This window comes from Duganella sp. Root336D2 (genome assembly GCF_001425005.1).
In the GTDB taxonomy this organism is placed as follows: domain Bacteria; phylum Pseudomonadota; class Gammaproteobacteria; order Burkholderiales; family Burkholderiaceae_D; genus Rugamonas.
Genome location: NZ_LMDB01000036.1, coordinates 41,937 through 54,727, shown reverse-complemented (window position 1 = coordinate 54,727; position 12,791 = coordinate 41,937). Strand labels below are relative to the sequence as shown.

General features: G+C 66.6%; 11 protein-coding genes. 6 read left to right on the top strand and 5 right to left on the bottom strand.

Annotated elements, in window-relative coordinates:
• A complete protein-coding gene (locus tag ASD07_RS22665) occupies window positions 1–1,671 on the top strand; it encodes a GGDEF domain-containing protein (RefSeq protein WP_082507524.1) in 1,671 nt (556 codons plus the stop codon).
• Window positions 1,672–1,699: 28 nt separating this feature from the next.
• On the opposite strand, the gene maiA is transcribed toward ASD07_RS22665, so the two are convergent.
• From maiA to ASD07_RS22650, 3 genes are read right to left on the bottom strand one after another with little or no spacing between them, the layout of a single operon-like run.
• On the bottom strand, window positions 1,700–2,344 hold the full coding sequence (gene maiA, locus ASD07_RS22660; RefSeq protein WP_055935494.1) for a maleylacetoacetate isomerase: 645 nt from the start codon (window positions 2,342–2,344) through the stop codon (window positions 1,700–1,702).
• On the bottom strand, window positions 2,341–3,363 hold the full coding sequence (locus ASD07_RS22655; protein WP_055935491.1) for a fumarylacetoacetate hydrolase family protein: 1,023 nt from the start codon (window positions 3,361–3,363) through the stop codon (window positions 2,341–2,343). The genes maiA and ASD07_RS22655 overlap by 4 nt, the downstream gene beginning before the upstream one ends.
• Before the next feature lie 22 nt (window positions 3,364–3,385).
• Window positions 3,386–3,916: a VOC family protein gene (locus ASD07_RS22650; RefSeq protein ID WP_055935489.1), complete on the bottom strand. Its 531-nt coding sequence runs from the start codon at window positions 3,914–3,916 to the stop codon at window positions 3,386–3,388.
• Window positions 3,917–4,003: 87 nt separating this feature from the next.
• On the opposite strand from ASD07_RS22650, the gene ASD07_RS22645 reads away from it, so the two are divergent.
• The gene (locus tag ASD07_RS22645; protein WP_055935487.1) at window positions 4,004–4,873 is read left to right on the top strand and encodes a LysR family transcriptional regulator; all 870 of its coding nucleotides are present in this window, start codon (window positions 4,004–4,006) and stop codon (window positions 4,871–4,873) included.
• An 8-nt stretch (window positions 4,874–4,881) separates the two neighbouring features.
• Window positions 4,882–5,460: a gamma-glutamylcyclotransferase gene (locus tag ASD07_RS22640; RefSeq protein WP_055935485.1), complete on the top strand. Its 579-nt coding sequence runs from the start codon at window positions 4,882–4,884 to the stop codon at window positions 5,458–5,460.
• 160 nt (window positions 5,461–5,620) lie between these two features.
• On the opposite strand, the gene ASD07_RS22635 is transcribed toward ASD07_RS22640, so the two are convergent.
• Window positions 5,621–6,787: a PA0069 family radical SAM protein gene (locus ASD07_RS22635; protein ID WP_055935483.1), complete on the bottom strand. Its 1,167-nt coding sequence runs from the start codon at window positions 6,785–6,787 to the stop codon at window positions 5,621–5,623.
• 125 nt (window positions 6,788–6,912) lie between these two features.
• Between ASD07_RS22635 and ASD07_RS22630 the strand changes: the two genes are divergently transcribed.
• Genes ASD07_RS22630 through ASD07_RS22620 form a run of 3 tightly spaced genes read left to right on the top strand, consistent with a single transcriptional unit; the run spans window position 6,913 to window position 12,169 of the window.
• Entirely contained in the window at window positions 6,913–7,485 is a 573-nt protein-coding gene (locus ASD07_RS22630) for a DUF2760 domain-containing protein (protein WP_055935481.1), read from the top strand.
• A complete protein-coding gene (locus ASD07_RS22625) occupies window positions 7,482–9,329 on the top strand; it encodes an Hsp70 family protein (RefSeq protein ID WP_055935479.1) in 1,848 nt (615 codons plus the stop codon). Before ASD07_RS22630 ends, ASD07_RS22625 begins: the two co-directional genes overlap by 4 nt.
• On the top strand, window positions 9,326–12,169 hold the full coding sequence (locus ASD07_RS22620) for an Hsp70 family protein (protein WP_055935477.1): 2,844 nt from the start codon (window positions 9,326–9,328) through the stop codon (window positions 12,167–12,169). Before ASD07_RS22625 ends, ASD07_RS22620 begins: the two co-directional genes overlap by 4 nt.
• Here the strand turns inward: ASD07_RS22620 and ASD07_RS22615 are convergent.
• The gene (locus ASD07_RS22615) at window positions 12,162–12,788 is read right to left on the bottom strand and encodes a tRNA-uridine aminocarboxypropyltransferase (protein WP_229207259.1); all 627 of its coding nucleotides are present in this window, start codon (window positions 12,786–12,788) and stop codon (window positions 12,162–12,164) included. The genes ASD07_RS22620 and ASD07_RS22615 overlap by 8 nt on opposite strands.
• Between the last annotated feature and the right edge of the window lie 3 nt (window positions 12,789–12,791).

The window sequence follows — 12,791 nt, the reverse complement described above, 5'->3', positions numbered from 1 at the left end:
ATGCGCCCCCTCTACCGACCAGCATTCCTGCGCCTGGCTGCCCTTGTATGGCTGGCCTGCGCCTGCAGCCATGCCCTGGCCGATGAGCGGCGCGTGCTGGTGCTGTATTCGCTCGGCGCCGATTCCTCCTCGGCCTGGCAAAGGCTGGTGCACAAGGGCCTGTACCAAGAACTGGAACGCAGCAACCAGGGCGGCACGCCGGCCATTTTCGAAGAGCGCTTCGACGCCAACCGCGTCGGCGAAGATAAATCGCAGGAGGGTATGGCGCCCTACCTCGCCACCAAGTACGCCGACGTCAAGTTCGACGCCATCGTGACGGAGAGCTTCGTGGCGGCGCGCTTCCTGGCGAGCCATCCGGAACTGTTTGCCGGCGTGCCGCGCCATTACGTCAACCACGGGCGCGAGCGATGGCAGCCGCGCGATGGCCTGGCTTATGAGGTGACGTCCGATTTCGAGCGGGCCATCGGCGTGATTCCGCTGGTGGCGCCGGAAGTACGGCATATCGCCATCGTCGGCGACAAGACTGCGCGCTGCCGGCTCTGGCTCGACCGCATCCGCAGCATCACGCCGCGCTTCCCCAGGATCCGCTTTGAAATCTGGGACGATGGCGACGTCAATGAGCTGCGCCTGCGCGCCGCGCGGCTGGACCGCAGCAGCGCGATCTTCATGCTGGCAGCGCTGCGCGGCGAAGGCAGTGCGCGCATCCAGCCGCGCGAACTGGCGTTGCAGATTTCGGCAGCGAGCAAGGCGCCGCTGTTCACGCATTCCGAATCGCTGGTGATGCCGGGCGTGGTGGGCGGCTATGTGGTGAGCGGCGAGGCGGTGGGACGCATGATGGCGCGCCTGCTGCTTGGACAGCCGGCCATGACCAGCCAGGTGGAAGGCTACTATTTCGACTACCCGACGGCGCGCCGGGCCGGCTTGCGCAATATCCCGCCAGAGGCGGTGATACTGAATCGCCCGCACAATGTGTGGGAGCTGTACCGCTGGCAGATCCTCACGGCCGGCGCGCTGATTGTCCTGCAAGGCATGCTGATTACGGCGCTGGTGCTGTCGCTGCGCTCGCGGCGGCGGGCGATGTCCGAGCTGGCGTGCGAGCGCAGCAGCCTGGAGGACCGCATCCTGCAGCGCACGCTGGAACTGCTGCAGGCCAATCGCAAGCTGGAGGCGCTGGCCACGACCGATCCGCTGACCGGCATCGCCAACCGGCGCAAGATGACCGAGCAGATCGCGCAGGAGCTGGAGCGCGCGCGGCGCTTCCACCACCCGCTGGCGCTGTTGATGGTCGATATCGACCACTTCAAGCGCATCAACGATAGCTACGGCCACGAAGTGGGCGACCAGGCGATCATCCAGACCGCGACCTTGCTGACGGCCAGCCTGCGGGCGGTGGATATGGTGGCGCGCTTCGGCGGCGAGGAATTCGTATTGCTGATGCCGGAAACGCATATCGCCGTTGCCACGCATGCGGCGGAACGCCTGCGCGAACAGGCCGCCGGCCTGCGCCTGTGCACCGAGTCGGGGGTGGAGGTGCAGCTGACCATCAGTATCGGCGTAGCGGCGGCCGATCCGCATGGCGCGCCCGATACGCCTTCCTCGCTGCTGGTGCGCTCCGACAAGGCGCTGTACCGGGCCAAGAAGGAAGGGCGCAACCGCGTCGTGCAGTTCTGAGTTCTGAGTTCTGAGCTGCGAGTTCTGATTACTCGGCGTCCGGCTGGGCGGACGGATGCGCGGCCTTGAACGCCGGCAGGCCGGCGCAATTGGCGGCAATGCGCGCCACGCTGGGGTATGGCGCCAGGTCGATATCAAAGCGCTGCGCGTTGTACACCTGCGGCACCAGGCAGCAGTCGGCGATGGTCGGCGTATCGCCGTAGCAGAATCGCCCCATGTCGCCGTCGCGCTCCAGGTGGGCTTCCAGCGCTTTCATGCCCTCGCCCATCCAGTGGTAGTACCAATCCATCTTCTGTTCTTCGCCCAGGCCCATCGGGCCCTTGAGGTGCTTGAGCACGCGCAGGTTCATCAGCGGATGGGTGTCGCAAGCCACGGTCTGCGCCAGGGCGCGCACGCGGGCGCGGCCCACGGCATCTTGCGGCAGCAGCGGCACCATCGGGTGCACCTCTTCCAGGTACTCCATGATGGCCAGCGATTGCGTCACCACGATGCCGTTGTCTTCCAGCGCCGGCACCAGGCCGGCCGGGTTCACCTCCCGGTAAGCCGGTGCGAGCTGCTCGCCGCCGTCGCGCAGCAAATGCACCGGCACTGCTTCATACGCCAGGCCTTTCAGGTTCAGCGCGATGCGCACGCGGTAGGCGGCCGAGCTGCGGAAGTAAGTGTAGAGCTTCATTCACGTTCCCCGTAATTGCGCACGGTCTGGTCGATGGCGCCGAAGATGGTCTTGCCCTGCGCATCATGCATCTCGATGCGCACGGTATCGCCAAATTGCAGGAAGCCGGTTTGCGCCTTGCCGCTTTCGATGGTCTCGTACATGCGCACTTCGGCCAGGCAGCAATAGCCCACGCCGCCGTTGGCGATGCTCGAGCCGTGCAGGTTGCCCTGCTTGTTCGATACGGTACCGGAGCCGATGATGGTGCCGGCGCACAGTTCGCGCGTCCTGGCGGCGTGCGCCACCAGCTGGGCGAAGTTGAATGTCATGTCCTCGCCGGCGTTCGGCTTGCCGAAGGGCTGGCGGTTGATCTGCACCAGCAGCGGCAGGTGCAGCTTGTTGTCCTGCCAGGACTTGCCCAGTTCTTCCGGCGTAACCGCTACCGGCGAGAACGCGCTGGCCGGCTTGGAGTTGAAGAAGCCGAAGCCCTTGGCCAGTTCGTTTGGAATCAGGTTGCGCAGCGAGACGTCGTTGACCAGCATGACCAGGCGAATGGCCTTGGCCGCCTCTTCATCGCCGGCGCCCATCTTCACGTCGCCGGTGATCACTGCCACTTCCGCTTCCAGGTCGATGCCCCAGGCTTCGTCCAGCGCAAACACCGGGTCGCGCGGACCGACGAAGCTGTCGGAGCCGCCCTGGTACATCAGCGGATCGCTGTAGAACGACGCCGGCACTTCGGCATTGCGCGCCTTGCGCACCAGTTCCACGTGGTTGATGTAGGCGGAACCGTCGGCCCACTGGTAGGCGCGCGGCAGCGGCGAGTGGCACAGGCTTTCGTCGAAAGGCTGGGCACCGGAGGCGCTGCCCTGGTTCAGCAAGGCGTAGATCTGCTTGAGCTGCGGCGCGGCGACGTCCCAGTTGTCCAGCGCATCCTGCATGGTGGCGGCGATGTTCGGTACCGGCTGGCAGAATTTCAGGTCGCGGCTGACGACCACCAGGCGGCCGTCGCGGCTGCCGTCTTTCAGGGAGGCGAGTTTCATGTATTTCCTTCGCTTTTAATCTTTATTCTTGTGGCGCGTGCATCCAGGCTGCGTGCTTGGGCGCCTTTTTCGTTTTAGACCATTCTTCCAGCATTTCCCATTTCACTTCGTCCAGCTTCCGCATCATTTCAGGAGTGCCGGTGTTGGTCGCCAGTTCCAGGCGGTGGCCGTTCGGGTCGAAGAAGTAGATCGACTTGAAGATGGTGTGATTGACAGGGCCCAGCACTTCAACGCCGCCGGCAACCAGGCGCTCCTTGGCGGCCAGCAGCTCGTCCATCGAAGCCACTTCCAGCGCCAGGTGCTGCACCCAAGCCGGGGTATTTTCGTCGCGGCCCATGTCCTTCTGGGTCGGCAGCTCGAAAAAGGCCAGGATGTTGCCCTGGCCGGCATCCAGGAACACGTGCATGTACGGGTCGGGGGCCTTGGTCGACGGCACTTCATCCTCCGCAATGGCCAGCACGAAATTCATGTTCAGGTGCTTGACGTACCACTCGACGGTTTCCTTGGCGTCCTTGCAGCGGTAGGCAACGTGGTGGATTTGCTTGATTTTCATGGCAGGGCTCCTTTGTATCCCGCCATTAAACGCTTGTTTCAGCTATCATACAAACGATATTTTCACGTCAATTTATTAGTTTTCCTGATGAGTCCAACCGTTCGCCAGATGCGCGCCCTGGTCGCTGTCGCCCGCACCGGCAGCTTCACGGCGGCCGCCGACCTGCTGCATGTCACCCAGTCCGCCCTGTCGGGGCAGATCAAGGAGCTGGAACAGCTGCTGGGCGTGAAAGTGGTTGAGCGCAATACGCGGCGCGTGCAGTTGTCGGAGGTGGGACGCGAGCTGTATCCGCTGTTCGACAAGATGCTGCAGGACCTCGATGGCGCGATGGCCGACATCGCCAGCCGCAAGGCTCTGAAGAAAGGCATCGTGCGCGTTGCTGCGCCGCAGATGATGGCTTGCACCCTGCTGCCGCAGGTGATCGGCGCTTTCCGTTCGAGCTATCCGGACGTGCAGGTGCAGCTGGTCGACTGCCCGGTCGACAATGTGGCGTCCCGCGTGGTGAGCGGCGAGGTGGATGTCGGCATCGGGCCGGAGCGCGACCTGACGGCCGAAGTGGATGCAGCCTTGCTGTTCGAAATGCCGTTCGTGGTGGTGTTCCCGCCGGCGCATCCGCTGGCTGCCCGGCGCACGGTGGCCTGGGCGGAGGTCAACCAGCATCCCTTCATTGCCCTGCAGGGCCAATTCACGCAACGGCTGCTGCGCGACATGACCACGCTGGCGCCCTACAACGAGGTGACCTTCATGACCACCGCGCTGGCCATGGTGGCGGAAGGTCTCGGCATCACCGCCTGCCTGCCGTATGCGGAACCGATGGTGCGCCGTTATGGGCTGGAGATGCGCCCCCTGGTGGAACCGGAACTCAAACGCAAGTTCTTCATCTACACCAAGAACTCCCGCACGCCTTCGCCCGCGGCGGAACGCTTCATCAGCGTGCTTGGCGAGTATTCCCTATAATTCGCCGTATGTCGCACAATACGATTGAAGCCAACCAGGCAATGGACAAGTTCGACGGCCGCCATGAGGTGTGGCTGTTCGGTTATGGCTCGCTGATTTACAAGGCGGACTTCCCCTTCATCGAACGCCGGCCGGCGCACATCTTCAGCTGGTCGCGGCGCTTCTGGCAGGGCTCGCATGACCATCGCGGAACGCCCGATGCGCCGGGCCGCGTTGCCACGCTGGTTCCGTCCGAAGGCGCCGTGTGCCACGGCATGGCCTACCTCGTCACGCCGGAAGAATTCGCGCACCTCGACCATCGCGAGAAAAACGGTTACCTGCGGGTGGCGATCGACATTCACTTCGAGGCCGGCAGCGTGGAAGAAGGCCTGATCTATATAGCTGCCGCCGACAACGCCGCCTGGCTGGGCGAGGCGACGGTTGAAGAAATCGCCCGCCATATCGCGTCCGCCTCCGGTCCAAGCGGCCCCAACATCGAATACCTGCTGCGCCTGGCCGCCGCCCTGCGCGCAATGGGCCACCATGATGAGCACGTGCACGCGATAGAAAGCCACCTCGCGCTGCTGTCCTCTGCGCGCCCTCGGTAACTACTACTGAAAGCTACTGAAATTTTTCCCATTAGAGCGCTACCAAGGCCGAAAAGCTCAAATTTCAGTAGTTTCAGTAGTTCTTTCAGTAGCTTTCAGTAGTAGTCCGCGACAGCTGCGCACAGGCCACCCTGTGCGGGTGCCGAAACGCGAACTCGACTTAGAACAGGTCCATCTGACCAGCTTTGGCTGCGGCACGGGCGCGGGCGCCGGAGGCAGGGATGTAGTCGGGGCGCTTGAACTGGGTGCAGTCAAGGGAGCGGAATTTGCTGTGGCGGCCGTGGAAGCCGAAGCGGGTGATGCCTTTTTCGATGCGCTGTTGGATCAGGTCAGCCCACACCCCTTCCCCGCGCATGCGTGAGCCGAAATCGGCTTGGTAGTCTTTGCCCCCGCGCATGTCGCGGACGCGGTTCATCACGCGCTCGGCGCGGTCGGGGAAATGCGCTTCCAGCCATTCCTTGAACAGCGGGCTGACTTCCCACGGCAGGCGCAGCACGACGTAGGTTGCCATCACGGCGCCGGCATCGCGCGCGGCGGACATGATTTTTTCGATATCGGGCTCGGTGACGAAGGGGATGATCGGCGCGATGCTGACGCCGACCGGAATGCCGGCCTTGGCCAGCGTTTCAATCGTGCGAAGGCGGCGCGCTGGGGCAGCGGCGCGCGGCTCCAGGGTGCGCGAGATCTTGCTGTCGAGCGTAGTAATCGTGATCGATGCGGCGGCCAGGTTACGCTCAGCCATTGGCGCGAGGATATCGATGTCGCGCTCGATCAGCGAGGATTTGGTAATCAGGCCAACCGGATGATTGCACTCGGCCAGCACTTGCAGCACGCGCCGCGTGAGCTGGTATTCGCGCTCGCACGGCTGGTAGGCATCGGTATTCACGCCCAGCGCGAGCGACTCCACTTCGTAGCCCGGCTTGGACAACTCCGCGCGCAGCAATTCCGGCGCATTCACCTTGGCAAACAGCTTGGTCTCGAAATCCAGGCCCGGCGACAGGCCGAGGTAACTGTGCGACGGGCGGGCAAAACAATAGATGCAGCCATGCTCGCAGCCGCGATAAGGGTTCAGCGAAACACTGAACGGAATATCGGGCGACTGGTTGCGCGTGAGGATGGTCTTGGCCGTTTCGGCAGTGACGATGGTGCGCGGCGGACGCAATTCGGCCTCGGCATCGTCCGGATCCGGCGCCCAGCCGTCATCGAACGCTTCGCGCTCTTGCAGCTCGTACCTGCCTTGCATGTTTGATACCGCGCCGCGCCCTTTTTTCGCCTTCAGCGATTGCGGCGGCAGTATCACCTGCCCTTCCAGTTCATGGTCCTGCATGGCGCGCCCCTATACATTACTGTATGTTTGTACAGTATTCTAAACTGCCCGTGCCGCGGCTGCAAGCCAAGCTGGTATCATGCGCACTCCTCCGGGATATCCCCCGACATTCAAAGAGCAATAACATGAGCAAATCGAACAATCTGCCCTCCTTTGGGAGCAGGATTTCCCTCGCCTTTGGCGCCTTTTTCAAAACGCTGGGCGATGCCCAATTCGCCGCACGCGTGCGTGACGACGGCATTGGCCCTGCCGCGCAACCGGCCCCCGTCCCGGCCCCAGCCGCAGCCCCGGCACCGGCCGCCGCGCTCCTGCGCGAAGCCACCCCCGATGCAGCACTGCAGCTCCTGTCGCTGTTCCAGCGCGAAGCACGCCTGATCGACTTCACGCAAGAAGACCTGTCCGGCTATTCGGACGCCGACATTGGCGCTGCTGCGCGCCTGGTGCATGAAGGCTGCGCCAAGGTGCTGCGCGAGCACTTCAGCATCGACGCCGTCCGCAGCGAAGCGGAAGGCAGCCGCGTAACGCTGCCGGAAGGCTTCGACGCCTCCTCCGTGCGCCTGACCGGCAACGTGGTCGGCAAGGCGCCGTTTACCGGCACCCTGAGCCACCGCGGCTGGCGCGCTTCCAGCGTGCGCCTGCCTAAACTGGCGGAAGCGCATGACGCCAACGTGTTGGCACCGGCCGAGGTGGAACTGTGAGCGAGCCGCGTTTTGCCATCGGCATCGACCTTGGCACCACCCACAGCGCGCTGTCCTACGTAGAACTGGCCGGCAGCGATGGCGAAAAAACCCGGCACGGCGTGCTGGGCGTGCCCCAGCTCACCGCGCCCGGCACGGTGGAAGAACTGCCGCTGCTGCCAAGCTTCCTCTACCTGCCGCACCCGGACGAACTGGCTGCCGGGGAACTGGCCCTGCCTTGGGCCACTGCCGATGGACAGGCCGCGGTGACGGGCGAAATGGCGCGCAGCCGCGGCGCCACCACGCCGATCCGCCTGGTATCGAGCGCCAAGAGCTGGCTGTGCCACCCTGGGGTGGACCGCCGCGCCGCCATCCTGCCGCATGACGCGCCGGAAGAGGTGTCGCGCGTGTCGCCGCTGGAAGCATCGACGCGCTACCTGAAGCACCTGCGCGCAGCATGGGACAACGCCCATCCGGACGCACCTTTCACGCAGCAGGCAGTCACGGTCACGATCCCGGCATCGTTCGATCCTGCCGCACGCGAACTCACCGCCGAAGCGGCGCGTGCAGCCGGCTACGACAACGTGACGCTGCTGGAGGAACCACAAGCGGCCCTGTACAGCTGGATCCAGAACAGCGATGGCCGCTGGCGCAAGGACGTCAAGCCGGGCGACATTATCCTGGTAGTGGACGTGGGCGGCGGCACCAGCGACTTTTCGCTGATCGCCATCCTCGAGCGCGACGGCAAGCTGGAGCCGCACCGCGTGGCCGTGGGCGACCATATCCTGCTGGGCGGCGACAATATGGACCTGGCGCTGGCGCACCTGGTGGCGCGCAAGCTGGCCGCCAACGGCAGCCAGCTCGACGCCTGGCAAATGCGCGCGCTCACTTACGGCTGCCGCGCGGCCAAGGAAAACCTGCTGGCCAATGCCCAGGCGGAAACCTGGCCGATCGTGGTGCCAAGCCGCGGTTCGAAGCTGATCGGCGGCTCGATCCGCACCGAGCTGACGCGCGCCGAAGTCACAACCTTCATCACCGATGGCTTCTTCCCGAAAGTGGAAGCGGCCGCGCGCCCGGCCGTGCGCGCGCGCGCCGGCCTGACCCAGCTTGGCCTGCCTTACGCGCAGGATGCGGCAATCACCAGGCACCTGGCAGCGTTCCTGGCGCGCCAGGCTGGCGCTACGGCGCAACTGGAGGGCTTTGCCGTCAACCCGGCGCATACCTTCCTGCACCCGAGCGCGGTGCTGTTCAACGGCGGCGTATTCAAGTCCGAACTGCTGGCCAAGCGCGTGATGGAAACCATCAACGACTGGCTGTACATGGAAGGGGCGCAACCGGCACGCATGCTCGGCGGCGCCGACCTGGACCTGGCAGTGGCACGCGGCGCGGCTTATTACAGCTATGTGCGGCGCGGCGCCGGCGTGCGTATTCGCGGCGGCACGGCCCGCTCCTACTACGTTGCGGTGGAATCGTCGATGCCCGCCATCCCTGGCATGGAGCCGCCGATCCAGGCGCTGTGCGTGGCGCCGTTCGGCATGGAAGAAGGCAGCGAGCTGGAATTGCCAGGCCAGGAGTTCGGCCTGGTGGTGGGCGAGCCGGTGCACTTCCGCTTCTTCGGTTCTTCCGTGCGCCGCCAAGACCAGATCGGCGCCGTGCTCGATTTCTGGGCGCCGGAGGAACTGGTCGAGCTCAACGAAATCCAGGCTACGCTGTCGCCGGAAGGCCGTTCCGTTGGCGAAGCGGTGCAGGTGCGCCTGCATGCCTGCGCCAGCGAATCCGGCACGCTGGAACTGCAGGCAGTGGCGCAGGACGGTCAGCGCTGGAAGGTCGAATTCGACGTGCGCGGCGGTGGCGAGGGCCAATGACGCAGTACCTGGTCAGCATCGACCTGGGCACCACCAATTCGGTGCTCGCTTTTGCCGCGCCGGGCGGCGACGTGCAGCTGTTCGAAGTGGAGCAGCTCACCGCGCCCGGCGAAATTGGCGGCGCCGTGCTGCTGCCCTCGTCCCGCTACCACCCTGGCGCCGGCGAGTTTGCCGATGGCGAGCTGCAGCTGCCCTGGCCGGAACCGGCGGTCGCGGATGCGCCGCCTGGCGCGGTCATTGGCCGCCTGGCCCGCAAGCTGGGCGGGCAGGTGCCGGGCCGCCTGGTGGCCAGCGCCAAGAGTTGGCTGTCGCACGCCGGCGTCGACCGCATGGCGCCGATCCTGCCGTGGGGCGCTGCGCAAGACGTGGCGCGCGTGTCGCCGGTTGCCGCCAGCGCGAGCTATCTTGCGCATTTGCGCGCGGCCTGGGATGCGCGCTTTCCCGGCGCGCCGCTGGAGCAGCAGCAAGTGGTACTGACCATTCCCGCCTCCTTCGACGAGGGCGCGCGGGCGCTCACGCTGGAAGCTGCGCGCATGGCCCGCCTGCCGGCTTTGCGCCTGCTGGAAGAGCCGCAAGCGGCCTTGTATGACTGGCTGTACCGCCACCGCGCTTCGCTGGCGCAGGAACTGGCCGAAGCGCGGCTGGTGCTGGTGGCCGACGTCGGCGGCGGCACCACCGACTTCACGCTGGTCAAGGTGGAGATGGCCGGCGGCGGGCCGCAGCTGACGCGCATCGGCGTCGGCAACCACCTGATCCTCGGCGGCGACAATATGGACCTGGCGCTGGCGCACCTGGTCGAACAGCGCCTCTGCGCCGACAGCGGCAGCAGCGCAGGCACGGCCGCGCCGCAGCGCTTGTCGGCGGGCCGCCTCGCCCAGCTTACCGAACGCTGCCGCGCGGCCAAGGAAGCCCTGCTGGCGGCCGACGCGCCCGAGCAGGTCAGCGTGACCTTGCTTGGCTCCGGCTCGAAACTGATCGGCGCCAGCCGCTCCGTCGCGCTGCGACGGGAAGACGCGGAGCGCATCGTGCTGGACGGCTTCTTTCCGCGCAACGAAGCGCAGCAGCCGGCGCAGGCCAGGCGCGGCGGCATCGTCGAATTCGGCCTGCCCTACGCCGGCGATCCGGCCGTCACGCGCCACCTGGCCGGCTTCCTGCGCCAGCACGCAGCTGCTGCGCGCGAGGCATTGGGGCTGCCGGACGACGGCAAGCTGCCCGTTCCCGATACGCTGCTGCTGAACGGCGGCGTGTTCCGCGCAGCCAGGCTGGCCGAGCGGCTGAGCAGCACGCTGGCGGCATGGCGCGGCCAGCCAGTACGCGTGCTGCGCAACGAAGACCCGGATGTCGCCGTGGCACGCGGCGGCGTAGCTTACGCGCTGGGCCGGCAAGGCCTGGCGCCCACCATCGCCGGCGGCTCACCGCGCAGTTACTGGCTGCTGCTCGATAATGCACGCGCTGCGGGCGTCACGCGCCGCGCTGTTTGCCTGCTGCCGCGCGGCAGCGCAAGCGGCAGCGAAGTACGCCTGGATGCGCGCAGCTTCGCCTTGCGGCTGGGGCGCCCGGTGCGCTTCCACATCGCCACTACCCTGGCCGACGCCGTGCCGCCGCAGGCGGGCGCCGTGGCCGACCTGGCCCCCGACGAGCTGGCCGCGCTGCCGGCCATCGCCACCGTCCTGCGCGACAGCCGGGATGCCGGCGCACGCAAGGAAATCACGGTGCAGCTGGCGGCCTCGCTGACCGAAGTGGGCACGCTGGAAGTGCATTGCGAAGGCAACGGCCAACGCTGGCAGCTCGAATTCCAGCTGCGCGAACATGGCGCGGACGATGCCGGCGCCGAAGGCGCGGATGGCGCAGATGGCCTGGATGGCGCCGCCGCGGCCGCGCTGCCGGCAGGCCTGAGCGAGGCGCTGGAGAAAGTCGAGCGCATCTTCGGCAGCCGCGCGCTGCAAGTCGATGCCCGGGAAGTGCGGCAGCTGCGCGGCCAGCTCGAACACCTGCTTGGCAGCCGCGAACGCTGGGCGACGCCCGTGCTGCGCCGCTTGTTCGACGCCTTGCTGGAACGCGCCAAAGGACGCCGCCGCTCGGCAGAACACGAGCGCGCCTGGATGAACCTGGCCGGCTACTGCCTGCGCCCGGGCTACGGCCACCCGCTGGACGAGTGGCGCATCGAACAGCTCTGGGCAATTTTCGAAGCCGGGGTGCAGTACCACCGGGACAACCAGGTTTGCGCCGAGTGGTGGACGCTGTGGCGCCGCGTCTGCGGCGGCCTGCCGCCGGCAGCGCAATTGCGCCTGCTGGACGACTTCGCCTTCAACCTGCAGGCCGATGCCGCCGAACGCGGGCGCCGTCCCGCTACCCTGGTCAACGGCAGCGAAGAGGACATGCTGCGCCTGGGCGCTTCGCTGGAGCGCATCCCGTCGGCCTACAAGGCCGAAATCGGCAACTGGATGGTGGGCGAACTGCCGAAAGCAAAGAACCTTGCCAGCCAAACCCGCTATCTGTGGGCGCTGGGCCGGGTCGGCGCCCGGCGCCCGTTCCACGGCAGCGCGCACGATGCCGCGCCGCGCGAAACGGTGGAGCAATGGCTGCAGGCCGTGATGCAGCTGGACTGGCGCAAGGTGGAACCGGCAGGCTTCGCGGCGGCGCACCTGGCGCGCATGACGGGCGACCGTTCGCGCGATATCAATCACGCCTTGCGTGCCGAGGTGGTGCAGCGGCTGCTGGCGGCGGGCGCCCCGCCCGGCTGGCCGGCCATGGTGCGCGAAGTGCTCCAGCTGGACCAGGCCAGCGAGCAGCGCATGCTGGGCGAAGCGCTGCCGCCAGGCCTGAAGCTTCTCAGCTAGCGCTGGCGCCGCGCGCGGCCTGCGCCTGCTGCTGCGCGACGAAGCCGTCGAAAGCGGCGATGACGCGCTGGTAGCGCTGCGCGTCGCCCTCCAGCTGCGCCAGCGCGTAGCAGGTCGCCTCCAGCGTCGACAGCTGGTCCGGCGCATGCGCCTTGCGGATCAGGTAATGCGACGGCGGCGTGGCGCGCAGCGGCAGGCGCGGCAAGGCCTGCAGGGCCGGGTTCAGGTACAGCATCTTGCGGCTCTTGCGCCAGGTGGCGTCCAGCACCAGCAGCTGGATGCGGGCCGGCGCCAAGGCCGCGCTGAACGGCGGCGGCGCGGCGATGCCGAGCGAGCGTTCGTCCGGCGTGTCAGGGTACAGCAGTACCGGCTGGCGGCCACCGGCGCCCAGCATGGCGCATAGCGCCGCCTCATCATACTGTTCGCCCACTTCGATCCGGCTGCCTGGCAGGCAAAGGTGCAGCAGGCGCGCGCTGCCCTTGGCGTTGTCCACTTCCATCGGGTGCTGCAGGATCAGGACTTCGACCGTGCTCGCCACCGGCGCCGCCCAATGGCAGATGCAGGTGGCGGCGGGGCGCAGGCAGGTGGCGCATTGGGGTCGCCGCGGCATGGTGTTCATGCC

Bases quoted from the DNA above. Each gene is read 5' to 3' on its own strand.
- ASD07_RS22665 (WP_082507524.1), top strand. From the start codon at position 1: ATGCGCCCCCTCTACCGACCAGCATTCCTGCGCCTGGCTGCCCTTGTA.
- maiA (WP_055935494.1), bottom strand. From the start codon at position 2,344: ATGAAGCTCTACACTTACTTCCGCAGCTCGGCCGCCTACCGCGTGCGC.
- ASD07_RS22655 (WP_055935491.1), bottom strand. From the start codon at position 3,363: ATGAAACTCGCCTCCCTGAAAGACGGCAGCCGCGACGGCCGCCTGGTG.
- ASD07_RS22650 (WP_055935489.1), bottom strand. From the start codon at position 3,916: ATGAAAATCAAGCAAATCCACCACGTTGCCTACCGCTGCAAGGACGCC.
- ASD07_RS22645 (WP_055935487.1), top strand. From the start codon at position 4,004: ATGAGTCCAACCGTTCGCCAGATGCGCGCCCTGGTCGCTGTCGCCCGC.
- ASD07_RS22640 (WP_055935485.1), top strand. From the start codon at position 4,882: ATGTCGCACAATACGATTGAAGCCAACCAGGCAATGGACAAGTTCGAC.
- ASD07_RS22635 (WP_055935483.1), bottom strand. From the start codon at position 6,787: ATGCAGGACCATGAACTGGAAGGGCAGGTGATACTGCCGCCGCAATCG.
- ASD07_RS22630 (WP_055935481.1), top strand. From the start codon at position 6,913: ATGAGCAAATCGAACAATCTGCCCTCCTTTGGGAGCAGGATTTCCCTC.
- ASD07_RS22620 (WP_055935477.1), top strand. From the start codon at position 9,326: ATGACGCAGTACCTGGTCAGCATCGACCTGGGCACCACCAATTCGGTG.
- ASD07_RS22615 (WP_229207259.1), bottom strand. From the start codon at position 12,788: ATGAACACCATGCCGCGGCGACCCCAATGCGCCACCTGCCTGCGCCCC.